The sequence below is a fragment of the Kribbella swartbergensis genome (assembly GCF_054784135.1).
In genome coordinates, this window is record NZ_BAAGPM010000017.1 from 600,552 (window position 1) to 626,938 (window position 26,387).

Annotated in this window: 23 protein-coding genes; 9 read left to right on the forward strand and 14 right to left on the reverse strand. The window is 68.7% G+C overall.

From position 1 onward, the window contains the following. Positions 1 to 54 precede the first annotated feature (54 nt). The gene (locus ACYVOK_RS14760; protein WP_460662954.1) at positions 55 to 1,491 is read left to right on the forward strand and encodes an alpha-L-fucosidase; all 1,437 of its coding nucleotides are present in this window, start codon (positions 55 to 57) and stop codon (positions 1,489 to 1,491) included. Positions 1,492 to 1,692: 201 nt separating this feature from the next. Here the strand turns inward: ACYVOK_RS14760 and ACYVOK_RS14765 are convergent, their stop codons facing one another. The 7 genes from ACYVOK_RS14765 to ACYVOK_RS14795 all read right to left on the reverse strand — a co-directional run bounded on the left by ACYVOK_RS14765 (position 1,693) and on the right by ACYVOK_RS14795 (position 9,299). Further along, positions 1,693 to 1,911, reverse strand: a complete 219-nt coding sequence (locus ACYVOK_RS14765) for a hypothetical protein (protein ID WP_460662955.1) — start codon at positions 1,909 to 1,911, stop codon at positions 1,693 to 1,695. A gap of 97 nt (positions 1,912 to 2,008) precedes the next feature. Next, positions 2,009 to 2,917, reverse strand: coding sequence for a hypothetical protein (locus ACYVOK_RS14770; protein WP_460662956.1), 909 nt, complete (start codon positions 2,915 to 2,917; stop codon positions 2,009 to 2,011). Positions 2,918 to 3,309: 392 nt separating this feature from the next. Next, positions 3,310 to 4,386, reverse strand: coding sequence for an XdhC family protein (locus tag ACYVOK_RS14775; RefSeq protein WP_460662957.1), 1,077 nt, complete (start codon positions 4,384 to 4,386; stop codon positions 3,310 to 3,312). Positions 4,387 to 4,390: 4 nt separating this feature from the next. Continuing rightward, complete coding sequence (locus ACYVOK_RS14780; protein WP_460662958.1) at positions 4,391 to 6,688, reverse strand: xanthine dehydrogenase family protein molybdopterin-binding subunit; 2,298 nt, start codon at positions 6,686 to 6,688, stop codon at positions 4,391 to 4,393. A 30-nt stretch (positions 6,689 to 6,718) separates the two neighbouring features. Continuing rightward, positions 6,719 to 7,720 (reverse strand): FAD binding domain-containing protein, encoded by a 1,002-nt coding sequence (locus ACYVOK_RS14785; RefSeq protein ID WP_460662959.1) that lies wholly within the window; start codon positions 7,718 to 7,720, stop codon positions 6,719 to 6,721. A 2-nt stretch (positions 7,721 to 7,722) separates the two neighbouring features. Then, positions 7,723 to 8,229 (reverse strand): (2Fe-2S)-binding protein, encoded by a 507-nt coding sequence (locus tag ACYVOK_RS14790; RefSeq protein ID WP_460662960.1) that lies wholly within the window; start codon positions 8,227 to 8,229, stop codon positions 7,723 to 7,725. Between the two features lie 176 nt (positions 8,230 to 8,405). Next, positions 8,406 to 9,299 carry a helix-turn-helix domain-containing protein gene (locus ACYVOK_RS14795; RefSeq protein WP_460662961.1) on the reverse strand — a complete coding sequence of 298 codons (894 nt, stop codon included), beginning with the start codon at positions 9,297 to 9,299 and terminating at the stop codon, positions 8,406 to 8,408. Between the two features lie 173 nt (positions 9,300 to 9,472). Between ACYVOK_RS14795 and ACYVOK_RS14800 the strand changes: the two genes are divergently transcribed. Beyond that, the gene (locus ACYVOK_RS14800) at positions 9,473 to 10,063 is read left to right on the forward strand and encodes a nucleotidyltransferase family protein (RefSeq protein ID WP_460662962.1); all 591 of its coding nucleotides are present in this window, start codon (positions 9,473 to 9,475) and stop codon (positions 10,061 to 10,063) included. Here the strand turns inward: ACYVOK_RS14800 and ACYVOK_RS14805 are convergent. Further along, a complete protein-coding gene (locus ACYVOK_RS14805) occupies positions 10,053 to 10,247 on the reverse strand; it encodes a hypothetical protein (protein WP_460662963.1) in 195 nt (64 codons plus the stop codon). The genes ACYVOK_RS14800 and ACYVOK_RS14805 overlap by 11 nt on opposite strands. Between ACYVOK_RS14805 and ACYVOK_RS14810 the strand changes: the two genes are divergently transcribed. The 3 genes from ACYVOK_RS14810 (at position 10,242) to ACYVOK_RS14820 (ending at position 15,460) form a co-directional block, all read left to right on the forward strand. Further along, the gene (locus ACYVOK_RS14810; protein WP_460663074.1) at positions 10,242 to 10,748 is read left to right on the forward strand and encodes a hypothetical protein; all 507 of its coding nucleotides are present in this window, start codon (positions 10,242 to 10,244) and stop codon (positions 10,746 to 10,748) included. The genes ACYVOK_RS14805 and ACYVOK_RS14810 overlap by 6 nt on opposite strands. Before the next feature lie 290 nt (positions 10,749 to 11,038). Beyond that, complete coding sequence (locus ACYVOK_RS14815) at positions 11,039 to 13,033, forward strand: rhamnogalacturonan lyase (RefSeq protein WP_460662964.1); 1,995 nt, start codon at positions 11,039 to 11,041, stop codon at positions 13,031 to 13,033. Between the two features lie 57 nt (positions 13,034 to 13,090). Next, entirely contained in the window at positions 13,091 to 15,460 is a 2,370-nt protein-coding gene (locus ACYVOK_RS14820) for a glycosyl hydrolase 53 family protein (protein ID WP_460662965.1), read from the forward strand. A gap of 107 nt (positions 15,461 to 15,567) precedes the next feature. Here ACYVOK_RS14820 and ACYVOK_RS14825 read toward each other — a convergent pair whose 3' ends face one another. Continuing rightward, on the reverse strand, positions 15,568 to 16,572 hold the full coding sequence (locus ACYVOK_RS14825; RefSeq protein WP_460662966.1) for a PaaX family transcriptional regulator: 1,005 nt from the start codon (positions 16,570 to 16,572) through the stop codon (positions 15,568 to 15,570). A 181-nt stretch (positions 16,573 to 16,753) separates the two neighbouring features. On the opposite strand from ACYVOK_RS14825, the gene ACYVOK_RS14830 reads away from it, so the two are divergent. Continuing rightward, entirely contained in the window at positions 16,754 to 17,461 is a 708-nt protein-coding gene (locus ACYVOK_RS14830) for a response regulator transcription factor (RefSeq protein ID WP_460662967.1), read from the forward strand. Here the strand turns inward: ACYVOK_RS14830 and ACYVOK_RS14835 are convergent. Next, positions 17,431 to 19,647, reverse strand: coding sequence for a GAF domain-containing sensor histidine kinase (locus ACYVOK_RS14835; protein WP_460662968.1), 2,217 nt, complete (start codon positions 19,645 to 19,647; stop codon positions 17,431 to 17,433). The genes ACYVOK_RS14830 and ACYVOK_RS14835 overlap by 31 nt on opposite strands. Positions 19,648 to 19,799: 152 nt before the next feature. Here ACYVOK_RS14835 and ACYVOK_RS14840 point away from each other — a divergent pair, with 152 nt between their 5' ends. Both ACYVOK_RS14840 and ACYVOK_RS14845 read left to right on the forward strand, forming a co-directional pair. Then, positions 19,800 to 20,471, forward strand: coding sequence for a hypothetical protein (locus ACYVOK_RS14840; RefSeq protein WP_460662969.1), 672 nt, complete (start codon positions 19,800 to 19,802; stop codon positions 20,469 to 20,471). Between the two features lie 15 nt (positions 20,472 to 20,486). Beyond that, the gene (locus ACYVOK_RS14845; protein WP_460662970.1) at positions 20,487 to 21,209 is read left to right on the forward strand and encodes a hypothetical protein; all 723 of its coding nucleotides are present in this window, start codon (positions 20,487 to 20,489) and stop codon (positions 21,207 to 21,209) included. On the opposite strand, the gene ACYVOK_RS14850 is transcribed toward ACYVOK_RS14845, so the two are convergent. Together ACYVOK_RS14850 and ACYVOK_RS14855 are read right to left on the reverse strand one after the other, a co-directional pair. Then, on the reverse strand, positions 21,102 to 21,497 hold the full coding sequence (locus ACYVOK_RS14850; RefSeq protein ID WP_460662971.1) for a hypothetical protein: 396 nt from the start codon (positions 21,495 to 21,497) through the stop codon (positions 21,102 to 21,104). The two genes, ACYVOK_RS14845 and ACYVOK_RS14850, sit on opposite strands and share 108 nt — an antisense overlap. A gap of 6 nt (positions 21,498 to 21,503) precedes the next feature. Beyond that, complete coding sequence (locus ACYVOK_RS14855; RefSeq protein WP_460662972.1) at positions 21,504 to 22,235, reverse strand: FHA domain-containing protein; 732 nt, start codon at positions 22,233 to 22,235, stop codon at positions 21,504 to 21,506. Between the two features lie 239 nt (positions 22,236 to 22,474). Between ACYVOK_RS14855 and ACYVOK_RS14860 the strand changes: the two genes are divergently transcribed. Further along, on the forward strand, positions 22,475 to 24,154 hold the full coding sequence (locus ACYVOK_RS14860) for a DUF4091 domain-containing protein (protein WP_460662973.1): 1,680 nt from the start codon (positions 22,475 to 22,477) through the stop codon (positions 24,152 to 24,154). A 57-nt stretch (positions 24,155 to 24,211) separates the two neighbouring features. Here ACYVOK_RS14860 and ACYVOK_RS14865 read toward each other — a convergent pair whose 3' ends face one another. Next, the gene (locus ACYVOK_RS14865; RefSeq protein ID WP_460662974.1) at positions 24,212 to 24,940 is read right to left on the reverse strand and encodes a hypothetical protein; all 729 of its coding nucleotides are present in this window, start codon (positions 24,938 to 24,940) and stop codon (positions 24,212 to 24,214) included. 119 nt (positions 24,941 to 25,059) lie between these two features. Then, positions 25,060 to 26,289: a PucR family transcriptional regulator gene (locus ACYVOK_RS14870; protein ID WP_460662975.1), complete on the reverse strand. Its 1,230-nt coding sequence runs from the start codon at positions 26,287 to 26,289 to the stop codon at positions 25,060 to 25,062. Positions 26,290 to 26,387 lie beyond the last annotated feature (98 nt).

Genomic DNA, 26,387 nt, shown 5'->3' on the forward strand with positions numbered 1-26,387 from the left:
ACCGGCCGGAGTGTGCCGGCCGGTCCACACTCCCATCACTGACGAGGAGCGACGGTGCCGTTCGACGCAACCTTCGAGTCCCTGGCCACCTTCGAGTGCCCTGACTGGTTCCGGGACGCGAAACTCGGCATCTGGTCACATTGGGGACCCCAGTCCGTGCCGCGCTACGGTGACTGGTACGCCCGGCACATGTATCGGCAAGGCACCGATCAGTATCGGTACCATCTGAGGACGTACGGCCATCCGTCGGAGTTCGGCTACAAGGACGTCGTACGGCTGTGGCGGGCGGAGCGGTTCGACCCCGAAGAGCTGATGGACCGGTTCGTCGCGGCCGGCGCACGGTACTTCGTGGCGCAGGCCGTTCACCACGACAACTTCTTCAACTACGAGTCGACCGTCAATCCCTGGAACTCGCTGAAGGTCGGCCCGGGCAAGGACATCGTGGGCCTGTGGAAGGCGGCCGCGGACGGGCGCGGACTGCCGTTCGGGATCACCGAGCATCTCGGTGCCGCGCTCGGATGGATGGCCGTCAACAAGGGCAGCGACAAGCACGGTCCCTTCGCGGGTGTGCCGTACGACGGAACCGATCCGGCCTACCGGGACTTCTACCTCGACAACAGTCGGTATCTGCCGGCAGACGACGTGGAGGTGCCGGACCCGTGGTACTGCGACGATCCCGAGTGGCGTCGTTACTGGCTCGAAGCGGTGACCGAGATGATCGACCGGTACCAGCCCGACCTCCTGTACTCCGACGGTCCGTTGCCGTTCGGCGAGGTCGACTACGCGCCGGGTCTCGGTGCGGTTGCTCATCTCTACAACACCAGCGCGCGGATCCACGGCATCAACCGTGCTGTCTACCAGCAGAAGGATCGTCGACCTGAAGTGAGCACGGTCGGCGTGATGGACATCGAACGGAGCCAGACGCCTGGCATCCACCCCGCACCGTGGCAGACGGACACGTCGGTCGGGGACTGGTTCTACAACGTTCGCGATGTCTACAAGACCTCTGGCCACGTGATCGAGATGCTGGTCGACATCGTGTCGAAGAACGGCAACCTCCTGCTCAACGTCCCGCAGTTGCCGGACGGCACGCTCGACGCCGAATGCCGGCAGCTTCTCGACGACCTCGGCGCGTGGATGCGGGTGTGCGGTGACGGCATCTACAGCACTCGACCGTTCCGGGTCTTCGGAGAGGGGCCGTCCAGCGTGATGATCGACGGGTTCACCGAGGATCGCGTGAGGTGGACGGCGGCCGACTTTCGCTTCACCCGCCGGGACGACACGGTCTACGCATTCCAGATGGCTTGGCCGAGCGACGGACGGGCAGTGATACGTAGCCTCGCTGACCATGAGATGGTGACCGGCGTGACGCTGCTCGGCCACGGCCCAGTTCCGTTCGAGCAAGCTCAGGGCATCCTGGTCGTCCGACTACCCGACACCCGGCCGGTCGACGTCGCCAACTGCCTCGCGCTCGACCTCCGCACCGGCTGACCGCAACGACCATCCGGGGGCTGGTTCAGGGCTCACCAACCGTGTCGGTGCGGCTGCCCGTTCTCGCCGCCGGATTTCCGAACCATTGCTGGTGGCAATTATCTAGCTTCTGACCACGGTGTACGTCGTCGAGGTCTCGGCCCGGCTTGGACGAGATTGTGTTACCCCGCCTTGCGACGTACCTTGCGCAAGCTTCGACGGTTAGGCATTGCGTTCACGCGGGGGGCGCGGGTCTACCCAGATCCAGACGTCGGTGCCGTCGCCGGCGGGGTGATAGGCGAGGGCCCAGCCGCGGATGTCGTCCGGGGTGCGGCCCATTCGCCGGGCCGCGCGGCGACGTTCCTCCCAGTCGTCGACGTAGAAGACCTGGCCGTGACCGGGACCACCGGACAGCCTGATCGTGCGTCGGCTGTCGGTCATTGTCAGACCAGCCGCCGACCGCCCTGACCCATACAGAGATGATCGGTCCTGGCACCGACAATTTCAGCCGGCAGCGGCGGCCGCGGTCCGAAGACGGTCAGTCCTCGAGCCTCGCGAGCGTTTGCTGGTTCGCGTCGCGGCGACGTTGGGCGATCGCCGCGTTTCTGGTTGTGCGCGCCAGCTCGACCTGAAGTCGCCTGGTCCGGCGGTTGGCGTCTCGCAACTCCTGGCGCGCCCGTTCCAGCGACTCCGCGAGGCGTTCGATGGTGGCTTCCAGGTCCGCGATGTGGTGGTCGTGTGCGCTCAGTTGCGCTTCGGCCTCGGCCCGTTCTGCCTCGGCGGCCGCGTACTCCGACTCGGCCTCCTTCGCCCGAGACTCGAGTTCGGAGCGGCGCTTCTGGAGAGTGCGGTCCACCTTCGGGGCTCGCCGCGGACGGGTGGTGGTGGTCTTCTTCTCCGGCACTTTGGGTCGGGTACTGCGGACTACCCGAGGCTTGATCGGGGCGAGTTCGGCGAATCCGCCGGTCTCGTCGACGACGCCGAAACCGACGTGGCGCAGCGCGCTGGTGAGTTGTCCGGACCGCAGCAGCTGCGCGGCGCCGGGGTCCACCACGGCCGCGTCGAGAGTCTCGGTCAGTCGCTGCGCGATCTGCTGACTCACCGGGCGCCCGTGGTCACGCGCCAGCGCTCGAGCCGTCTTGACCAGCTGCTGGACCAACCGGTGGCGGTGTGGGGTCAGCTGGCGCAGCCGTGCACCGTCGCCGGAGATCTGCGCTTGGCGCAGTTGTTCTCCGAGTTCGGTGAGGTCGTTGATCTGGTCGGGGGCGGCGCGGATCAGCTGATTGGCCAGCCAGGCCGCGACTGTGGGCTTCTTGAGAGTCTTGATGACGGCGCTGGTCCGCGGGTCACCGGCGTCCCTGGCCACTCTGGCGAGCTCGTTGCGTGCGGGGGTGAACTGCTCGGGCGGCAGCCCGTACAGCTCGATCACCGCCGCATCGACGTCCACGTGATCAACCATGCGGTGGCCCGTCCGACAGGCGCAACGCCGATCGCGATGCGCGTCTGATCGCTCACTGTCTGGGTACCGGGGCGGTGGGCAACAATCGAAGGAGGACACGGTGTCTCAGACGGTGACAGGCCGAAAAGGCGGCGAAGACTGGACTGACCAGGACGTCGCAAGACTGCGACAGCTTGCCGACAGCAACACCCCGACCGGCGTGATGAGCATCAAACTGGGACGCAGCGAGGACGCAATCCGCGCCAAGGCCCACGCAGAAGGCATCTCCCTCGCACCGGCAGTTCCGCCCGCCGTACGGCAACGTCACCACCTGACCGCATTCCGCCGCCGCCCGGTACGGCGCACTGCGCGCGAGCGGTCGCCGATCGATCCCAGGCGGACTACGGTGTTGTCGGCCAGGTCGACCGCACGAGCCCGCCAGGAGTTGACGCCTCAAGGTCTGAGCGGCGACGCGGATGCACGGAGGCGCTCTGGTGGATGGGACGACGTGTCGCCGCGAGGAGATCGGCAATGATCTCGACGGCGATCTCGTCGGGGCCTTGGCCGCCCAGGTCGAGGCCCACGGGACCACGCAGCCGGGCTTCGTCGGCCAGGCTGGGGATGAAGCCGTCGGAGGCCAAGTACTCCTGTATCCGCCGGAGCCGGCGGTTCGGCCCGAGCACACCGATGTACTTCGCGGGCGTGGCGAGCGCGGCGGCGAGGTATTCGCAGTCGCGGAGGAAGTTGTGCGTCATCACCAGGACGTAGCTGAAGGCGTCGACCTCCGGGAGTGTGCGGACCAGCGTCGTACCGGCGGGGAAACGCTCAGGAGCGAGCAGGAGGCGGCGGTGATCGACCACGACGACCTCCCAGCCCAGGCCGGTCGCCGCGCGGACGACGGGCGGTACGTCGTCCCCGGCGCCACAGATGACGACGCGGGGGGCCGGCAGCAACGTTTCAGTGAAGACATCGTGCCCGTCCGGCTCAGTGTGCGACGGCATGGACCCAGGTAGCGTTCCGGCGGGTTCCTCCCCGTCCACCTGCCACCAACGGTGTCCGGTCTGGGGTCCGGACACCACCGTGGCGATTCGGACCGGTCTGCGAAGCCGCACCGTCTGATCAAGCAGGTGGAGCAAGCTGTTGTCCGCGGTCGCGGGCTCGACAAGGATGCGCAGCAACCCGTTGCACCCCATCCCCCAACCGAGGACCGCCTCCTCGGCACCGCGCAGGTCGTACTCGACGACCTGCGCGACACCGCTGCGGTGAACCTCCCGAGCCGCCTCGACGATCTCCTGGTCGAGGCAGCCGCCGGTGAGGTTGCCGACCGTGCGGCTGCCGGCGTCGATCAGCAGCCGCGCGCCGGGACGCCGGTACGACGACCCTTCCACCTCGATGAGCGTGGCCAGGGCGAGGGCCGACCCGCGACTGCTCCGCCATTCCCGGTTGATCGCGGCGAGCTCGGCGGCCGTGGCAGTCATGTCGTCACATCACGTCCTCGATGCGGATCGGCAGGTGGCGCACCCGCCGGCCGGTGGCATGGTAGACCGCGTTGGCGATGGCCGGTGCGACGCCGACCATCGACACCTCGCCGAGGCTCTTGACACCGACGGAGTTGAGCCGGAGGTCGGGCTTGTCGATGAGGCTGACGTCGATATCCCCGATGTCGGCGTTGACCGGAATCGCGTAGTCCTCCAGGGACGCGCTCAGGAACCCGCCGAAGCGCGGGTCGACTTCGCTGCCTTCTCGCAGTGTCGCGCCGATGCCCCAGACCACTCCGCCGCGAACCTGGCTGACCGCTGTCACCGGGCTCGCGACCCGGCCGCAGTCGGCGACGCTAACCACCCGTGGCACCCGGATGCGCCGGATCCGCAGCTCGATCCTCACCTCGACGAAGTGGGCGATGTAGCTCATCGAGGTGAATTCCGGGTACTGCGGCCCGACGCCGGCCGCGATCCCGGTGGCGACGCGGTCCCAGATGTCGTCCGGCTGGCCATGAGCCTTGGTCCGGGCCTGGACCTCGACCGGAGGCCGGCCGGCCATCGCGGCCGGCAGGTCGACCCGGCCGCTTGGGGGCAGACCGAGCTGTTCGCGTAGCTTCGCCAGCGCGGCGTCGACCGCGGGCAGCGCGGTGGCGGTGCCCCACGACCCGGCGGTGGTGTGCATCGGCGGCGCGCCCCGGGTGTCGCCCACGATGACGACGACGTCCTGGACCGGGACGCCGAGGTTGCTCGACATCAGGGTGGTGATGGCGGTCCGGATGCCTTGGCCCATCTCGTGGCCATCGACGGTGATGGTGACCCGGCACCGCCGGCGTCCGAGACTTTCGGCCCGCAGTACGGCGGTTGCCGGTGCGGTGGCTGCTTTGTACGCGCCGGACGCGACGCCCCAGCCGATCCGGGTGCCGTCCTTGGCGCGCATCGATCCGGGGGCAGGCCGCCGGTCCGCCCAACCGAAGAGGCTCGCGCCCCGGCGCAGGCACTCGGCGAGATGCCGCGACGAGAACGGGTTGCCACTGATCGGGTCGGTCGTGGGCGCGTCGTTGGCGAGCCGCAGCGCCACCGGGTCCTGTCCGAGCCGGTAGGCGAGCTCGTCGACGGTCGACTCGAAGGCGAACGCCGCGATGTGCTCGAACGGTGCCCGCATGTATCCGGGCGTCTGGGTGTCGGTCCGAACCAGCTGGTGCCGGCCGCGGAAGTCGGGGATGTCGTAGAGCCGGCCGGTGAGCTCGGTGTACTGCATCGGGAACAGGTCGTGCCGTGAGGTCTGCGCGTCGATCTCGTGGATCGCCGCGAGCATCCGGCCCGAGCGGTCGGCACCGAGCCTGACGCGCTGCCGGCTCGCCGGCCGGAAGCTGCCCGCGTGGAACGTCTGGGTGCGGGGGATGACCAGCTTGACCGGTCGACCCACCCGGCGGGCGGCGACGGCGAGCGGACCCAGGTGCATCTGGAGCGAGTTCTTCTGCCCGAAGGCGCCACCGGCCGACGGGGAGATGACCTCGACGCGGTCCGCGGAGATGCCGAGCTCGTACGCGACGCCGTGCTGGACGCTGTTCGAGTTCTGGGTGCTCTCGTAGACGATGAGGTTCTCGCCCTGCCACTCGACCGTGCCTCCGAGCAGCTCGATCGGCACCGTGTGCTGGGGCGGGCCGTGGTACGTGACGTCGAGCGTGACCGGGCTCGCCGCGTAGGCGGCGTCCGCGTCACCCATCACCGTGTCGGGGAAGCGCGGGTTGACCGTTGCCTGGAGCAACGTCTCCGCGCCGTCGGCGTCCAGCTCCACCGCGAAGGGCTCGGTCTCGTATCGGGCCTTGACCAGCGCGGCGGCCTCGGTGGCAGCGACCAGCGTGTCCGCCACCACGAGCGCGATCATCTGTCCCCTGTACGCGATGCGGTCGGAGGTCATCGGCTGGTGGCTCTGGACGGCGAATCCACCCGCCAGCAGGAACGGGGCCGCACGGAGCTCGTCGGAGGGAATGCGGGTCAGCACCAACTGCACCCCGGGGACCGCCTCCGCGGCGGCCGTGTCGAACTCGACCACCCGGCCCTTGTTGATGGTGGCGACGACGGGCACGGCATGAGCCAGCCGGGCCGGTGTCCGGTCGGCCCCGTACCGAACGGCGCCGGTGACTTTGTCGCGGGCATCGACGCGGCGGACATAGGGCCGGCGCTCGGTCTGCTCGCCGACCAGGGCGGCGGCCGGCACCGCGGATCCGACCGTCTCCACTCCGGCCAGGGCAGTGGCCGCACCCGCGCCGCGGAGGAAATTACGCCGTGTGGGCATGTCGTCAACAGCCTCCTGTGGTCGTGCGGCTCATCGAGTGGCCCGCGTTCCGGCGATCATCAATGCTTCGGTGACGGTTCGGATGCCGAGCTCGATCCGGAACCCGTTGTGGTGGCCGGCCCGGGCGCCGGCGAAGGCGACCTCGCCGGCCCGGCGCGCGGTGTCCTCGGTCAGTCGTTCGCCGATCAAGGTGTGCTCGGCCGCCGGCACGCGCCAGGGGCGTGTCGCCACGCCGCCGAGGGCGACCCGGCATTCCTCGATCCGGCCGCGCCGGCTGACGGTGAGGCCGACGGCGGCCGAGGCGAGCGCGAAGGCGTAGGACTCGCGGTCGCGGATCTTGAGGTACGTCGACCCCCGGCCGGCGCGGGTCTTCGGCACCCGGATGCGCACGATCACCTCGTCGGGCGCCAGGTTGTGCTCGCGTTGCGGCGTACTGCCCGGCTCGCGGTGCAGATCGGCGACGGGGATCGTCCGCCGCGCGGCCGGACCGACCACGTCGACCATGGCGTCGAAGGCGAGCAGCGCGATCGCCCAGTCACCCGGGTACGTCGCGATGCAGGCGTCGCTGCCGCCGAACAGTGCGTGGTGGCGGTCGATCCCGTCGATCGCCGAGCACCCACTACCTGGCTCGCGCTTGTTGCAGGGGAAGGCGGGACCGCCCCGGAAGTAGCTGCACCGGGTGCGCTGTAGCAGGTTGCCGCCGACGGTCGCCATGTTGCGCAACTGCTGCGAGGCCGCCCGCCACAACGACTCGGACAGCGCCTGGTAGTCGCGTCGTACCGTGGGGTGGTCCGCCACGTCTGCCATCCGGGCGCCGGCGCCGAAGCGCAGCTCAGGACCGGAGACGTCGATCTCGGTCAGCTCGGCGATCCGGCTGATGTCGACCACCGCCCGCGGGTTCTCGACCCGCAGCTTCATCAGGTCGTAGAGCGTGGTGCCGCCGGCCAGGACCTTGGCGCCCGGACCACCGTCGGCCAGAGCCTCGACCGCCTGGTCGACGGTGCGCGCGGCCGTGTACGTGAAAGGTCGCATCGTCAGCGTCCCGTCCGTCGAGCCGTCTCGCGGACCGCGGCCACGATGCCGACGTATGCTCCGCACCGGCAGAGGTTGCCGCTCATGTACTCGCGGATCTCCGCCTCGTCGCTTGCGTGCCCTTCGGCGATGCAGGCGAGGCCCGACATCACCTGGCCGGGAGTGCAGTAACCGCACTGCAGGGCGTCGTGGTCGATGAAGGCCTGCTGCAACGGATGCAGCTCGCCGTCCGGTCCCGCCACGCCTTCGATGGTGGTCACGGCACGGCCGTCCACCTGGACCGCGGGAGTCAAGCAGGAGACCACCCGGCGTCCGTCGAGGTGCACGGTGCACGCGCCGCACTGACCGTGGTCGCACCCCTTCTTGGCCCCGGTGAGGTCGAGTCGCTCACGCAAGACGTCGAGCAGCGACTCGCGCGGATCCACGGTGACCCGGATCGGACGTCCGTTGACGCTGAATGCCAGGTCGGCGGACGCGGGTGCCGACGCGGCGGAGAGGGCGTTGTCCATGCGGACACGGTAGGAATCGCGGTTCAGCGGTCGCATCCGTCAGATTGCTGCCGCGACCGGCGGATTGCTGCCAGGTCAGTCAGACGCTCCGCGCATCGCCGAGGCCTCGGTCGTCTTGTCCGCTCACTGCTGTTTGCGACGACGTCCGCTCACGGCTGGCTGCGGCGATGTCCCACTCACGGCTGATTGCGGCGGCGGATGCGCCGGTACTCCGACGGGGACGTGCCGGTCTCGCGGGCGAACGCGGACGACAGGTGGGCCGGGCTGCTGAACCCGCACAGGTGCGCCACCTCGCTGATCGAGGCGTCGCTCTGGGCGAGGTGCCGCCGGGCGGCCTCGACCCGCAGCGACGTGAGGTAGCGGCGCGGCGTCTGCCCGGTCGCCGCCTTGAACACCCGGAGGAAGTGGTAGACGCTCAACCAGACCTCGCCGGCGATGTCCGACAGCGTCAACGGTGCCTGCAGATTGTCCCGCATCAGCTCGATCGCCTTGCGGACCCTGGCGTCCTCGTACCGCGGTACCGCGGCCGGCGGCATCCCGCCGTACCGGGTGTGCAGGTGGACCGCGAGGAATTCGGCGGCGGCCTCGGCGTACAGGTCGTCGACGTGTTCGGCTGCCGCCGTGGACAGTCCCAGCAGGACCTGTTCGACGACCGGGTCGGTGACCGCCAGCGCGTCCGGCTGCCGCGACTCGACACCGTCGCGACCCCATAGCTCCAGTCCGACCCGCTGCATGAGGCTGCCGGGCAGGTAGAGGTGCAGCGTCGTCAGGCCGACCGTTGACCGCCAGCGCAACCGGGTCGGCCGGCCCGGCGCGGTCAGCCCGATCTGCCCCGGCCGGTAGTGGGCAGACCGCCAGCGGGATTCGCTGTGCGACTCCATACGCCCGTCGCCGGCCGTGACGAGCACCAGGTGCTGGTCTCTGATCGGCGGCATGAAGAAATCTTCGGTGACCGGTCGGTCCGCGTGGACCTGCAGCAGTACCGAGCGCCAGCCGGTGTCGGTCCAGCTGCAGAAGGTACGCCGAGCGTGCTGTCCAAGGTCGTGCTCCAGCGCTTCGTAACCCTGCATCGCACCGCCTTACCGCTCGCCCTCATGACTGTCCCGGGTGACCGGGCGGGGACGCCATTTCCTGACGTGGCGGAAACTACCACCGGCCCAAAGGGGGATCCGGCCGCTGTCCACCAGGCGAGTACATGTCACCCCGGGGCGGGCGGCCGAGCACGGTAGTTACGCTTCCCAGCATGCGGATCGCCGGGTTGGTGCTGGCCGCGGGTGCGGGTCGACGGATGGGTGCACCCAAGGCGCTGGTCCGCGACGAGGACGGCAGGGCGTGGGTCGTGCGGACCTCCCGTCTGCTCGCGGCCGCGGGGTGTGAACCGGTGCTCGTCGTGGTCGGCGCATCCGCGGCGCTTGTGGCGGCCGAGCTCAGCGGCGAGCCGGTCGAGCTTGTGGTGGCAACTGATTGGCAACACGGCATGGGCGCGTCACTGCGCGCCGGGCTGGACGCGTTGGACGCGCTGGATGCGACCGATGCGGCGCTCGTCGTTCCGGTCGACGTGCCCGGCCTGACCGCGGCCGCCGTACGCCGGATCGCCGCCGAGGCCGAGCCCGGTGCGTTGGTCCGCGCCGTGTACTCCGGCACGCCCGGTCATCCAGTGCTGCTCGGGCATGACCACTGGCCCGGAGTCCGGAACGCCGCGGTCGGCGACCAAGGAGCCCGCTCCTACCTGCGCAGCCACCCGCCACGTGACGTCGACTGCTCAGACCTTGCCGATGGCGCAGACGTCGATCGGGCCGACCAGTTGCCCCCGGGACATCACCTCAGAGTGTGAAATCGACCTTCTCGTTGCCGGTACGGACCAGGGTCTGCCAGAGGGGGCTGGGGTTCCCGAGGGCTGCGGCGCGGAACTCTCGCCAGTACCAATCGCGGCCCAGCATCTGCTTGGCCCGCGGGATGATCTCGCCGTCCGGCCCCGAGTAGTAGCGGCGGACATTGCCGACGCGGTGGGGATGCACAAGTCCGCGATGTTGCGGTACTTCGAGACGCGGGAGCAGATCTTCCTCACGATCACCGGTCAGGAGTGGCGGGAATGGTCCTCCGCGGTCTGCGAGCGTCTCCAAGGCCTGACGAAGGCAACGCCCGCGGACGTCGCAGCGCTGCTCGCCGAGTCGCTGATGGCGAGACCGCTGTTCTGCGATCTGCTGGTGCACACGCCGCTCAACCTCGAGCGCAACGTGTCTCCGGGGACGGTCCGCGAGTTCAAGATCCTGGCCATCGAGGTGCATGGCAACGTGGTCGCCGAGCTGCGGCGGCTGTTCGGTCTCGAGCGGGCCGTCGCCGGCGACGTCGTCACGGTCGCGACCAGCATGGCCGGCGCACTGCGACAGATGGCCGAGCCCGGACCCCGGCTACGCGAGCTCTACCGGACCGATCCAGAGCTTTCCCACGCCGTGGTCGACGTACCGCCTCAACTGAAGCGCATCATCGAGGCGCTCATCGTCGGGCTCAACGTGTGAACCCGCTGCCCACCAGGACGGCCGGTGGGCAGCGGGTTGAGAAGGGTCACCGTGCGAGGTCAGACGAAAGCTCTTCGCCGAAAGTTCGCCGGGCTCGTCGGCGGCTGTGCTTCATCGGGGAGCTGTGCACGTTCACACATTTTCTGACACGAGCTCTTGAAACTGTCGAGAACATGCGTTTCTATCTGAGGTGCCGTCCCGCGCCTGAGAGCTGTGAACGTTCACAGGCGCTCTATATCTCAGCTCCTGTCTCCGCCCCGTTTCGCGACAAGGAAAAGAGGTACTCCGTCATGCCTCGACCAGCGCAGCTGTTCCCCGGATCGAATCCGCCCGGCCGGCGGGCCCGCGGCCTGCCCGGCCGGATCATCCGACGGGCGATCGTCGCCGCGACCGTCGATTGGAGAGTTCAGCATAGGTTCGCCATCAGAGGCCGACTGGCCGTCGCGGCCGTCGGCGTCGTGACGGTCGGGCTACTACCGAGCACCGCGGCGGGAGCGATCGACATCCCGTCCGCACCTGCCGCGCCGCAGGCGGCTGGACCCCAGATCGACAAGCTGAACCGCGGCGTGATCCATGTGCACACCGGAAAGGGCAACCGGGTCAGCTGGCGGCTGCTCGCCGACGACCCGCCCGGCGTCGCTTTCAACGTCTACCGCAACGGCACCAAGGTGAACGCCACACCGGTCAGCGGGCCGACCACGTACGACGACATCGGCGCTCCCGTCGGTGCGAAGTACACCGTGCGGCCCGTGGTCGACGGTGTCGAGCGACTGTCGACGTACGCCGAGGAGGAATCGCTGACGCTGAACGGCGTGTCCGGTCCCACCGGTATCACCGCCAGCACGCGGGACGTGCCGTTGCAGATCCCGGCCGGCGGCACCACGCCCTCCGGTGAGAGGTACACCTATGTCGCGAACGACGCGAGCGTCGGTGACCTGGACGGTGACGGTCAGCACGAGATCGTGCTGAAGTGGGACCCCACCAATGCCAAGGACAACGCGCACGCGGGCTACACCGGCAACGTCTACCTGGACGCGTACAAGCTGAACGGCACCCGTCTGTGGCGCATCGACCTCGGCCGCAACATCCGGGCCGGCGCGCACTACACGCAGTTCCAGGTCTTCGACTACGACGGCGACGGCCGCGCCGAGGTGGCCGTGAAGACCGCGGACGGCACCCGCTCCGGCACCGGCCAGGTGATCGGCAACGCGAGCGCCGACCACCGCAACTCGTCCGGCTACATCCTCTCCGGGCCCGAGTTCCTGTCCGTCTTCCGTGGCACCGACGGCGGCGTACTGGCGACCGCGAACTTCGTGCCACCGCGCGGAGACGTCTCGTCCTGGGGTGACAACTACGGCAATCGCGTCGACCGGTTCCTTGCGGGTACGGCGTACGTGGACGGCTCGCGGCCCAGCATCGTCATGGCCCGCGGCTACTACACCCGGTCCGTGATCTCGGCGTGGGACTTCCGCAACGGAGCGCTGACTCGCCGCTGGACGTTCGACTCGAACATCGCCGGCAGCCAGTGGACCGGCAAGGGCAACCACAACCTGTCGGTGGCCGACGTGGACGCCGACGGTCGCGACGAGATCATGTACGGATCGATGGCCCTCGACGACGACGGCCGCGGGCTGTGGCAGAACAACACCCATCACGGCGACGCGTACCACGTCAGCGACTTCATCCCGACCCGCCCCGGGCTGGAGGTGTTCAAGCCGTCGGAGTGGACGAACGAACCGACGCACTGGATGGGCGACGCTCGCACCGGCCAGATCATCTGGAGCGCCCCGTCGTGCGGGTGCGACAACGGCCGTGGAGTCGCGGCGGACATCTGGGCCGGCAACCGAGGCGCCGAAGCGTGGTCGGCGTCGGTCGGCGGCCTGCGCAGTGCCACCAACGGGAGTCAGGTCGCGTCCCGCAAGCCGAGCTCCATCAACTTCGTGATCTGGTGGGACGGCGACGCACAGCGCGAGCTGCTCGACGGCACGCACATCGACAAGTACGGCACCAGCGGGGACACCCGCCTGCTGACCGGCTCGGGCGTCTCGTCCAACAACGGAACCAAGTCGACGCCGGCGTTGTCGGCCGACCTTCTCGGTGACTGGCGAGAAGAAGTGATCTGGCGTACGTCGGACAACCGCGCGCTGCGGATCTACTCCACCACCGACAGCACGAGCATCACCCGACCGTCGTTGATGCAGGACCGGCAGTACCGGGTGGCCGTCGCCTGGCAGAACACCGGCTACAACCAGCCCCCACACCCGAGCTTCGCGCTCGGAGGATGAACCACCGCAGACAGCCACACCGCCGAAACGAACACCCGGGGGAGACGAGGAACGAGCATGACGCGCAAGCATCCCATCCGCACGGCACTCGGCATCACTACCGCAGTCACGCTGGCTTGCGGTGCATCGGTACTCGGTCCGGTTCTCCCGGCCGCCGCACTGTTCGGCGAGGCGGAGATCAAACCGATCGAGAGCAACCTCAGCGCAAAATCATGGGCGAGCGTCGACGCCAGTAGCGGGGCGTCCACCGCTGAGCTGGCGATCGACCAGAACGACCAGACCGCGTGGATCGCCGACGGCACGTCCCGCAGTCAGTGGCTGACGCTTGATCTGGGCGGTGCCTACGACAACGTCAGGAAGGTTCGGGTCGTCTTCCCGGACGCGGGTGCGGTCTACCAGTACGTCGTCGAGGCGTCTGCGGACGGGAGGAGTTGGAGCGTCATCGCCGACCACTCGGCCAACCAGCAGGCCGGCCGCGGATCGGTGGACCTCTTTACCAAGCCAGGCACGAGGTACGTCCGAGTGAAGATCACCGGAGCGTCGCCAGGCGCGACCCTGGGGATCAGTGAGCTCGGCGTCTACAACTACCTGCGTGACGAACTGGTGCTCGGTTCAGACGCCTCCTGGGTCGACAACGACGTGGCCGAAGGACGCAACTACTGGGTGAATCCGCTGGCGGCGGACCGAGGCGCGGGTCCGCACCTGCTCGACGTCCTGAAGGACCGCGGCTTCGAATACACCCGGCTGCGCATCTTCAACGAGCCCCGCAGCGAGACCACGGGCAGTCTGCTCGCCACGCCGTACCAGGGTCCGGAGCGATCGGCCGAGGTGGCCAAATGGGTCAAGGCGCGGAACATGGGTCTCGGGATCGACTTCCACTACGCGGACTCGTGGGCCGATCCGTCCAAGCAACCGAAGCCGCGGGCATGGGCCCAGCTCGAGTTCGGCGATCTCACGAAGGCGGTGTACGACTACACCTACGACTACATCGACCGGCTGATCGAGCAGGGTACGACGCCAGACAAGGTGGCCGTCGGCAACGAGATTGCGAACGGCTTCATGTTCGGCAGTGAGGCCGCTCTGGCCGGTGTGACCAATCCGGCCTACTTCCGGAACCAACCGGAGATCTATCAGTCGAAACCCGGCGGGGGCCTGCTGTGGAACTACTGGCGCTCCGAGGACCCGGTCGAGCAACGTCTGTACGACGAGGCGTGGGACCGCTTCACCACGCTGTCCGCGGCGGGCATCCGCGCGGTTCGCGATGTGTCGGCTGCCCACGGCAAAGACATCAAGGTCGAGACCCACATCGTCACCAGTGGTCAGGCCGGCAAGACGCTCGAGTTCTGGCGCCAGTACCTCACCCGCTTGAACGCCAAGGGCGTCGACACCGATGTCATCGCCCACTCGTACTACCCGCAATGGCATGGGACGCCGGAGTACTACGAGTCCGTGATCAACGCTGTCGCGGCGGCGCATCCGAAGTACAAGATCGAGGTCGCCGAGACGTCGTACCCGGCCTCCGGTGGAGGTGGAACCCCACTTCCCAACTCGCCGTACCCGCGGACCGTCCAAGGGCAGGCCGACGCCCTGCAACGCGTGTTCCAGATCGCCAACGACATCCCGAACAACCAGGGCCTGGGCGTGCTGGCGTGGGAGCCGGCGAGATGGGAGTCAATGTTCCGCGCTGTTCCTGGAATGACGCGCACCTGGGAGCCGAACGCGTCGATCGACGTCTTCAGCAAGAGTCATGCATCGCACGTGCTCGAGGACACCGTGTACTCGGCCGCAGTGGTCGGCGACGAGGTCGTGTTGCCGGACTCCGTGCGGGCGCTGACCACAGCGGATGGTTCGACCCGACCGGTCCCGGTCGTATGGGGCCCAGTACCGGACGGTGGCACTGACACGGCCGGCCGGCTCACGGTCCACGGCTCCACTGAGTTCGGATCGGTGACAGCGGTCGTCGACGTGGTCGAAGCGTACGTCGGCGTTGAATGTGACCGGGTGATCAGCGGCCGGCATGCCGGGCAGTTGACTGTGACCGACGGCGTGACCTGTCTGGACGGAGCGACCGTGTCGGGGCCGGTGTCGGTACGGGCCGGGGCGTCGCTGCAGTTGGACGGCGCGGTGATCGCGGGCCCGGTGCAGGCTGACGGCGCGGCCGCCGTGGTGGTTTGCGACAGCCGGATCTCCGGCCCGGTGACGGTTTCTGGGAGTACGTCGGTGATGCTCGGCAACCCGATGCTCGGCTGTGCCCCGAACGAGTTCGCCGGCCCCGTGACAGTGAGCGGGACGCAGTGGTGGAACGTGATCGCCGGGAACACGATCACAGGCCCGTTGTCGTGCAGCGACAACGCCGTACCTCCAGTGAACAACGGATTCACCAATGCCGTGACCGGCCCGAAGTCAGGCCAATGCAAGCCGCTGTAACCCAGCTGTCCAGGAGGATTGATGAAACTCGGATCGTCTGCCAGCGGCACCACGACCGCCCGGCCCGCGGACGTCGTCGTGAATGCCGGTGTTGCGTGACCACCGATTCAGCTGATGCCGAGGCCCATCTCCGCCACGGTATGGGCCTGGACGTGGGGACGCGGTCCGTCGGCGACGTGCTCCACGACGGCTCGCACATGGGCCTGGGCCGCTTCCGCCAAGCCGTCGTACACCGCGAGAAACACCTCTCGCGCGCGGGCGCGCGGCCACCCGGACGGCAGGAGTTCGAGCGGGAGCAGGGGATCGAGCGCCGGGAACCGGCGGTAGGTGTCCATCACCTCGGTACGAGCCCGTACGGCGGCCGCGCCAGTGATGTCACCGCCCCGGATGCGGGGGAGAAGCGGGTCCCAGCGCTGGACGAAGGTCCCGTACTCCTTCGCGATGCCCGCAAGGTCCCAGGCTGTGATCGGGTCACGGGTGGCGTCCGAGGTGAACTGTAAGTGCTGCCCGCGGAACACGGTCGTGACTCCGGGGGTCACCGCGACCAGATCCGCGTGTTCCTGCTCTGTCAGCGGATGCGGCGACACCCAAACCCCGTCGTAGAGCGGTGCGAATCCCTGCCACCGCAGGTCGGCTCGCAGCGAGCTTCGCCCAGCCTTCTCCTCCTTCGGCATCGTGAAGACGACAACCGTCCATGACCTGTCCCAGGAGTCCGGACCGGTGGCGAATGCCGCGATGGAGGCGCCGCCGATCGACAGGTTGGCGGCGGCGGGCTCGGTCAGACGATAGGAACTGTGCCGACCCTGGCGGCTGACGTCCAGCACGCCTCGGCGGCTCAGCCTGCTGATGGCGGTCCGCGCCGCGCCGGTGGTCACACCGAACTCGCCCAGGAGGGTCACGATTGCCGCGCTCGGCAGCCAGGCACGGGTGCGCACGGTGTAGTCGGCGATCAGGGTCACCGCCAGGCTTTGCGGTGAGCTGCCGCTCTGCCGGCGCGGCAGCCGGACGGAATCGGCGGCGACGTCGGAGAAGATCTCTTCGACGTTGAACGGGCTGACCACGGTGTGCTCCCGGCGCAGGTCGGCGTGAGGGCGATGCCACTGTAGCGACAACGTCCGAGGGTCATGCGGCCGATGCCGAAGGCGGCGGCGTGCACGTCGGCAGGCACGTCCCCGATGAGCCGCCGGGAACCCGCGGCGTGCGCGACAATGGTCGCCCGAGGACCGCAGACTCGTGCTCGCCGGATCTGCGGCGCGTTCTCATCAGCCGACAGCAAACTCCGAGGCGTCGTCAGTGACCGGAACCGAGAAGGGCCCGAGCCGGGACGCGCGGCTGCGTGTGCTGATCGCCGAGGACCAGTACCTGATGCGCGAGGGCACCAGGCGGCTGCTCGACGAACACGGTGGACTCGACGTGGTGGGCGTCGCTTCGAACTACGACGAAGTCATCGCCGAGACCCGGAGGCTGCGACCGGACGTCGTTCTGATGGACATCAAGATGCCTCCGACACACTCCATGGAGGGGATCGAGGCGGCTCACGCGATCAAGGGTGAGTATCCGGACATCGGCGTGATCATCCTGAGTCAGCACGACGACGAGGGCTACGTCTGGGCGCTACTGGAGCACGGGGTCGCCGGTTACGGCTACCTGCACAAGGTGCGCGTCGGAGACGTCGAGCAGTTGGTCCGCGCGATACATGAAGTGGCCGACGGCGGGTCGGTGCTCGACCCGCGGATCGTCGAGAAGTTGCTCGCCCTGCGTTCCCGGAAGCCAGGCTCACCGCTCGCGGAGCTCACCCCGGGGGAGCTGGACGTACTGCGGCTGATGGCGGAGGGAATCGGCAACAAGCGGATCGCGGAAGCGCTCTATCTGTCCGTCGGCAGCGTCGAGAAGCGCATCGCCGCGATCTTCGCAAAGCTCGGACTCGCTCCGGAGAGCGAGCTGAATCGCCGGGTGGCCGCCGTTCTGGTCTACCTGCGGGAATCGCCGGCCGGGCGTTGAAGCGGCACGATCCGCGCCTCCAGGGGAACCTCCGCGCGGATCCAGGTCCCGGCGCCCGGTCGGCTGTCGATGTCCAGGGTGCCGCCGACCGCGGCGATCCGGTCCGCCATGTTCTGCAGGCCGGAGCCACCGGTCGGGTCGGTGAGACTGAATCCCGGACCGTCGTCATGCACCTCGAGAACGAGTCGCCGGAAGTCGTCCGCCCCGTGCACCGACACGGTCAGCTCGGCCCCGGCGGCGTGTTTCTGCGCGTTGGCCATCGCCTCGAGAGCAACGAAGTACAGCGCGGCCTCCTGGTCGCGACCGAATCGGCGCCCGGTGAGTGCCGGTTCCACCTCCACCCGTACGGCGGCGGGCACCCGGGCAGCGTGCGTGCGCAGCGCGGCCGGTAGTCCCTGATCCGCGAGCAGGCTCGGGTAGATACCCCGTGCCAGATCCTGGAGCGCGAAGACGGTTTCCTCGGCCTCGGTGGCAGCCTCCGTGAGAAGCTGCTGCGCCGCAGCGGGCGCCGCGAGCGAGGCCCGCTTCAGCTTGGCGGCCAGCGCCACGAGTTGTTGTTGGACGCCGTCGTGCAGGTCGCGTTCGATCCGCCGCCGTTCGGCGTCCTGGACACTGACCAGCCGTTGCCGTGAGCGTCGCAGTTGCCGGGTCTGCTCCTCGATCTCGTCCAGCCGCCGGCGCAACTCCGACTCCAGCCGCACGTTGCGCAACGCGAGCGCGGCCTCCTGCCCGAGTACTCCGAGCAGCTCCAGATCGGAGGAGACCAAGGGATGCTGCGGCCGCCGACCGCAGGCGATGATCCCGACCAGGTCCGTCCCGGCGACGAGCGGAAACACGGCGCTCGGCTCGACGTCCTGGAGAACGCCAAATGTGGCCAGCTCGGACGGCATGTCATCGGCCAGGAGACCGCCCGTGCTCGCCTGGAGCGCTGCGATCTGCTCGTCGGAAGCAACCCCTGCCGGGCCGACGTCGCAGCCCGCGATGGCTGCCGGTTGCAGAATCGATGTCCCACCGGACTGGACATGCAGCCACACGCCGGCCCAGTTCGTCCCAAGGGCCCGCTGCACCGACTCGGCGATCGCCTGGGCGAGCGTTCCTGACCTCGACGCCTCGGTGAGCATGTCGGTGTAGCGGACGACCGCGGCATATCCGGCGGGCTCCGGGCCGTAGACGAGTCGGCGTACGAGCCTCTCGAGGCGCGCGAGCAGGGGTCGTCCCGCTACTGCGACGGCGAGGGCGAGTAGCAGCGGCACGAGTACGCCGGATCCGCCGGCCAGCAATCCGGCTCCGAGCGCGACCCCGATGAACGCGGCGGAGAGTGCGACCCAGATCGTCCCGTAGACGATTGCGTGCGAGATGAAGAGGTCGAGCTCCCACAGGCGGTAGCGCAACACCGCAAGCGCTATCGCCAGCGCGGGCAACGGGTCGGCGATGAGACCGACAACCGTGCCGGCGGTCCCCAGCGCACCGCCCGCGGTATCGAGCGCGACGCGCGCGAGGTTGGCCAGTCCTGTCAGGGCCGCCGCCACCAGCACCCACTTGAGCTGCTGTCGGGCGACCGGATCCGCCTTCCGGAATCGGGCGATCAGACCCAGGAGGGCGAGCAAGGGCAGGACCGCCAGGAACGGCTGCCCGACCTGGTAGAGCGGCTCCGGCTGGGCGAGATAGGCAAGCGGGCCGGAGACCTCGGCCGGTGCACTCGCCGGCGGGAACTCGGGAACCTGACCGGGACCCGCGAAGAGATAGCCCGCCACGGCAACCATGGCTGCGAGAACGCCAGCCACGACCAGGAAGCCACGGCGCAGACCGGCTCCGAGCTCGCCGTCCGGAAGAGCCAGGATCGTGATCGTCCAGACCATGACCAACGGCGCCTGACCTACCCAGATCCAGGCGAACGCCGCCTCTTCGGCCGGCGCGGGCCCGGCCGACGAACCGAGGACTCCGGCGGCCAGCACGGACAGCCCGAAAAGCGCTCCGGCTCCGGTGAGCAACCACCCGATCCGGTTCTCCGGTCGCTGCCAGCGAACGAGAAGCCCGAGCAGCGCCGCGGCGAGACCGGTTTCCGCGGCGCCGAGGACAGCTGCGTCGACGCCGGGCCCGGCGCCGAGGAGCAGCGCCAGGCCGCCTCCAACGGTGACCAGGACGAAGACCGCGCTCAGGACAGCTGTCAGTCGGACGCCCGACATAGCTCGAATGATCACCGCGCACAGGAGAACCCGCAACCGGGTCAGCCCCCATCGGGAACGGAGGCCAGCCCCCACACAGTGTCCGGTCATCCGGCCTCCGACCGCGGTGTCGTGTGCCTAGCGTCGGAGTACCCGAACGAAAGGAGAGACCGATGACCGATCGGGTCGAACGTGTGTCAGCCCTCGCCGGCGTCCTGGCGACGCTGTTGTGGGCGGGAGGGGTTGTCCTGATCGGGGGCGGCCATGTCGGCCTCCCGGGAGGTGTCCCCGAGGAACCGGCGGACGAGGTTCTCGCCCACTTCCAGGGCGCCGGCGACGCGGTCGTGTCGGGAGGCTGGTTGTTCATGCTGGGCTCCCTCGCGTTCCTGTGGTTCGTCGGCATGCTGCGCAGCCGGCTCCTCCGAGCCGAGGGCGGTGCGGGGACCTTCGCTTCGCTGGCGTTCGCCGGCGGGATCGCGACGGGTGTCTTCGCGCTCGGCATTCCCACCGGGGGCGTGGTGGCGGCCCTCGGTGTGGCTCAGCTGGGAGCGTCGGAGGCGGCCACGCTCAACGCATTGGAGGCCACGTTCTTCATCGGCGCCGAGCTCTCCGCCATCGTGCTGCTCGCCGCCGCGGCGATCGTCGCGGCCCGCACTGCGGTCCTGCCGCGCTGGTGGGCGGGGATGAGCATCCTGCTCGCGGTATGGCTGGCGATCGGCCCGATCGGTTGGATCGGTGTCCTGGCCGGGATTCCCGTCTGGACGATCACGACCAGCGTGATGCTCACACGAGCGGACCGGCACGCGCAGATCTCCACCGTCCCAGCGTCGTCCGCGCAGCACTGATCGGGGAGAAGAACGATGGACTTCCGCATCCGGCTCAAGCAACGACGCGGCTCACAGGAAACGGACGGCAACCCGACAGCTCGCCGCGCTGCTTCGGGCCGGGTCGAGGCGCACGAGTCGACAGGCAAGGGGATCGTCACAGCGGGGCTCGCCGTCGGTGGCGTGCTCGGTTTCAGCGGCAGCTTCCTTGGTCCGGGGGAGGTGCAGGACGTGTTGTACGCGGTGAGCGCCGTCGGACTGATTCTGGCGGCGACACTGCTCGCCGTGGAGCACGCTTCGACTGGACGGCGGCTTGCCGCGGCCGGCTTCGCTCTGCTTGCTTTGGGCGAGACCCGGTTGCTGAGCCCGACCGACGCGCCCGGGGCCGATGTCTCATTCGCAGCGGGGGTCATGCTCTACGCGCCCGGCCTGCTGCTGATCGGGCTGTCCTCGTGGGCGCCACGATGGGCCCGCGCGACGGGTGTGGCCGCAGCCGTCTTCTTCGCCGCACACGCGCTGGCGTACTTCGGTGGACGCACCGTCGACAGCACCGGACCGCTGGCCTCGATCGGCTACGGATTGCTCACCGTGACCGTCGCCGGCTGGGTCATCACGGTCCTCCGCTCATCGGGCCTGTGGAGCGCTCGGTTGTCAGATCAGCATCGGCAGGAGACCGAGGATCGGCTCTCCGAGAGAGCCCAGCCACTGCGCGAGCGTACGGAGGGGCGCGACCAGAGCCGATCCCGCCGCGGCCAGTGAGCCCGCGGCGAGGAGGATGCGGGTCAGCCGCTCGAGCCTCGGCGCGATCCGGGCCCTGTCCGGCTCCGGCTGGCGCAGTCCGGCCTCGATGTCGCGGAGTTCCGACTCCGCCGCGACCGAGGTCACCGGGTCGAGCCGCGTGGCCTTGACGCCCACCCGCAGGTCGGCGAGCGCCTGCCGGGCCTGCTCCGGCGTCACCACGATGCCGGTCTGGCCTCCGGTGATGTGCTGATCGCGGCCGACGTTGTTGATGTTGGCGGCGTTCTGGTTGCCGATGTTGAAGGTCATGGCGACTCATCTCATGAGCTGGGGTGGCGGTAGTTCCCGGTCGACCCGCCGGCGGCGCGCGGTGGCGACGATGTGCAGCACGATCCCGGCGATGATCAGCAGTACGCCGACCAGGTTGACCAGGGCGCCGAGCGCGAACACCAGGAAGCCGCTGAAGTCGTCCTGGGTGGGCATGCCGGATGCGGACGCGAGGTCCATGATCTGACCGAAGTACGTGTACCAACCGACGGCGGCGATGGCGAGTCCGGCCAGGAACACCACGACACCGGTCCAGATCAGCCCTCGGGCCTTCGTCTTCGTCGCGGCGATCTCACGGAAGAAACTCTCCCGCTGCTGAATGACGTGCTGGACGTACTGGTCCCGGCCGACGTTGTTGATCGTGCGCGCTCGCTGATCGCCGATGTCGTAGCGGACCCCGGTCGGCGCGCCCTCGCCCGTGCTGTAGCGAAGCTGTACATCCGCGAACGTGACGCGGTCGCCCGGGTACAGCCGCCGCGGCGCCGTGACCGGCTCCCCGTTCACGAAGGTGCCGCCGACCGAGCCCAGATCCTCGACGTAATCCACACCGCCCCGCTGCCACAGCGCCGCATGCGTGCGGCTCAGGTACGGGTCCTCGAACCGTACGTCGCAGCTCGGCAACCGGCCGACCGTCAAGTGGGCGCCGGTCAGCTCGATCCGCCGCCCTTCATGCGCTCCGGCCTCCACCACGAGGTACGGCGTACTCGATCCATCGCTCATCATCCCCCGCGGCAACCACGAACCCCTCGCCCGAAGTCACCGCGCCCCCACGATCAGTTAAACACCCGCTCCCGGACCGGAACAAGACGCAGCCTCCGGCCTTGGTTCCATCGCGTCCGCATGACCGTTGTGCATTGATGCACGAAACTGCATCATAGAGTCCATAATTACGCAGTACGCCCGGATGGTGCCGCGGCCAGTTCCGCGGCCTTCGCATGTGTCGGAAGGAGTGGTCCGAAGTGGCCGCGAAGTGGGAGTTCGTTCTCTGCGATGCGCTCGCGAAGGTGCACCCGGTTCGGGACCCGCGTCCCGTATCCGCCGAGACCCGGTTCCAGGCGTTCCTCGGCGAGCCCGCGTCGTTCCAGCTCGCCTACCGCCCTCCGCTCGACCCGAAGTTCCGCGACCCGAGCCCACTCCGGGTGCGGGTCGAAGGTGAGGCGGCCGACCTGGTCGCTGTGTCGAGTGTGGATCTCGTGCCTTGCTCCTTCGTCGCTCTCCCCGGGCATGACGACGGCTACGAGTGGGACGAACCCGGGTTGTATCCGGACGTGTTGCGCCCCGTGCCGAACGGCGAAGCTCCCGTGCGGTTCGGCGGCTGGGGAGCGCTGTGGTTCGACGTCACCACGACCGATCCGGCGCGGGCCGGCGTACACGAACTCACGATCGTGATGATCGCGCCCGACGGATCCGAACTGCATCGGGCGCCGGTCACCGTTGAAATCACCGGCATCGAGCTGCCGCCGCTCGACATCGTGTCGAGTCACTGGATACACCTCGACGCGCTTGCGGACCACCACGGCGTCGAAGTCTTCAGCGAAGAGCATTGGACGCTCGTCGAGCGGTTCATGGCGTCGGCGGCTGAGATGGGCGCGACGTCACTGCTCGCACCGGTCTGGACGCCGCCGCTCGACACCGCGGTCGGGTCGTACCGCACCGTTGTGCAGCTCGTCGACATCACGGCGACCGGCGACGGATACCGGTTCGGCTTCGATCGACTTCGGCGCTGGCTCGACCTGTGCCGGCGTACCGGGATCACCGGCGTCGAGGTCGCGCATCTGTTCACCCAGTGGGGCGCGAAGGCCACGCCTGGAATCGTGGTGAGCGACGACGGTCTGGACCCTCGGCGTGCCTTCGGCTGGGACGTCCCGGCGACCGACGCACGGTACCGGAACCTGATGGAAGCGCTCCTGCCGGCGCTGCAGGCCGTGCTCGACGAGGAATGGGACCGCGACCACGTGGTCTTCCACATCTCGGACGAGCCGTCCGGGGAGGACGGGCTCGCGAGCTATCTCGCCGCGAAAGCCGTCGTCGCCGATCTCCTGAAGGGCTGGACGGTTGTCGATGCCCTCAGCGAGCACTCCTTCTACACGTCGGGCGCCGTCCCTGTGCCCGTCGTCGCGACCGATCACGTCGAACCGTTCCTGGCGCAGCGCCCGGAACGCCTGTGGGTGTACTACTGCGTCAGCCAGGACCGCGATGTCGCGAACCGGTTCATCGGGATGCCCTCGTCGCGCAACCGTGCGATCGGGCACCAGCTCTTCGCATCCGGAGTGGACGGATTCCTCCACTGGGGATTCAACTTCTGGTACACCTGGCACTCCATCCGGAGGGTGGACCCTTTCACCGACACCTCGGCCGGAGGTGCGTTCCCGTCCGGGGACGCCTTTGCCGTCTACCCAGGTCCGGACGGAACGCCCTGGCCGTCGATCCGGCATCGCGTCTTCGCACAGGCGATGTGGGACCACCGCGCGTTGCAGGCCGTACGCGCTGCCCACGGAACCGCTGCGGCGCTGGACATCATCGACCCCGACCGCACCCTGCGCTTCAACCGACCTGTCCTCGAGCCACAGCACTACTACGAAGCCCGCCAACGCATGACCACGGCACTGACGACTGCCAACACCGCCCCCGCGGAGTAGTCCGAGCACGTGGACAGGCTCGGATTCGCCTATGCCGCCTTGGAGTCCGAGCCTGGCTTACCTGTCCGTTTCTTGAATGAGGGCGTCCCAGTTGATGGGTGGGCGTCCGGAGGCGACGTCGCCCAGGACGAACCTGGCCGGGTTGCCGGCGGCTCGAGCTCCTGAAGCTAGCCAGGCGGCCACTCCTGGGGGATTTCGCCGCGCGAGTTCGTCGAGATACCTGCAACGCTCTTCGACGACGAGCAGTCGCTCGGCCGGCGAGTTGGCTCTCTGCAGGGCCGAGAAGCTGGTCCGCCAGGCCAGGCACAAGGCATCGTCGCTGAGCTCGGCCACCTCGACCTCTGGCTCGACGGTCAACTCGAGTTCTCGAGTGGTGGGTTCGGCAGCGGGGACCGGGTTGCGCTCGCCAGGATTCGCGGGACTCGGCAGCTGGCCGTGATCTGTGAGCCGGCCGATCCAGCGGGGAGCGACGTACGGCGAGCTTCCGATCGTCAGGATCAGGACGAGCATCGCCATCGGTGCACCGAGCAACGTTCCGAGGCCGACGAAGGAGACCGCCCCGGCACCGGCAAGAGCCGCACAGTTGACCACTGATCGCCGGCCGGCCCGGTCGAGCGGCGAGTCGTCATCGGGGGTCAGGGCAACGAGGGCAGCGACGCCTCCGGTCAGCGCGGCGAAGGCGAACAAGAGAACTATCACCGAAAGCGACCAGGTGAAGGCGACCGCTGCGCCGATCACCCCGACGATGCCGCAGAAGCCCAGCCAGGCAGCCCGATACGCCCTCATCGTCAATCCTCCCGCATCCGATCTCGCGCAGTACAACCTTGCGCTTCCGGGACGCGGACGACTATGACCACGTTCGGCCAATCCGAGGCCGCGCTGGTCGCCGATCCCCGGCAACGAAACTAGGCCCCGGACGGCAGTTCCTGAGCCGGCCAATCCAGGAGGCGTGCGCCGAGTACGGCGGTGTGCAGCATGAACCGCTGGGTCGGATCGCCCGGATCATGCCCGGTCAGGTCCTTCACCTTCGTCAACCGGTAGGTGACGGTTCGGACGGAGACGTTGAGGCGCCGCGCCGCCTCGGTGGCGACCTCACCGGTGGCGAAGTACGTCTCCAGGGTCTGCAACAGCGGCTCGGCTCCGCCCCGCGCGCGAGTCAGCGGCGACAGTACGGCTTCGATGAGGTCCACGATGGCGGCCTGATCGCGGATGAGGACGCGATACGCGAGCATGTCGCGAGCATCGACGACCGCGCCGGCGAGTTGCAGCCGATCGGCGAAGATCAGCGCCTCGCGTGCCTCCTCGTACGAGCGCGCGATCCCATAGGCGCCGGGATAGGGCCGACCCGCCGCCACCCGCCACTCCCGGCCTTTCCGATGTCGGCGCAGCGCATCATGGATCAACGTCCCGGCGCTCTTGGCGACGGTGCGCGGCGCCGTGCTCGCTATGGTCGCCGGGATCAGCACGACCAGCAGACCTTCCTTGGTCGCAACGAGCACCTCGCGGTCTCCGAAGCGGTCGAGAATGAACCGCTCCAGCATTCCGGCGCTGGGGTCGCCTTCGGTGAGTCCGTCGGCGGGCCTGGCCAGAACCACCTGGTGTGGCCGCCCCAGATCGAGGCCGAACGGCTCGGCCCGCTCGACGATGCCGGACAGATCGGGATCGCCGCGCAGCAGGTCGTCGACCAACTCCCGGCGGAGCGACTCCTCCTGCCTGATCAGTTGCTGGGTTGCCGCCTGATAGCTGTCCACCAGTACGGCGATCGCCTGGCCGACCGCCATGAGAACCGACTGAGCCGAGGCACGCACGGTGTCGCGGTCACGGTACGGTACGACGTCCGGGAGGTCCCGCCACATCCGCGATGCCGCGGACAGGTACAGGTCGACGACTCGCCCGGCGGGGATGCCTTGTTCGGCGGCACGGCGGCCGAGTTCGCGCACAACGGCCAGCTCGTGCTCGTGCGGACGCCGACCCGAGATGGCAGCATCGGCAAGCAGGGTGAGGTATTCGACGAGGAGTTCCAGCGGTGCCTGGGAATCGCCGGCAGCCGCTTGCGCGATGGCGGTCAGCCAGGCTTCGTCCGCGCTGTTCCCGGCCTCGGACCCCGGCCACGGGATCCCGCCGGATGCGCTCATGTCACTCCCACTCGCTCAGCCTCTGGAGCCGCCGCACTATTTATTACAAGTGGGATTGGTATAAATTACAAGGACCTGGAGGGGAACCATGCGCCGAG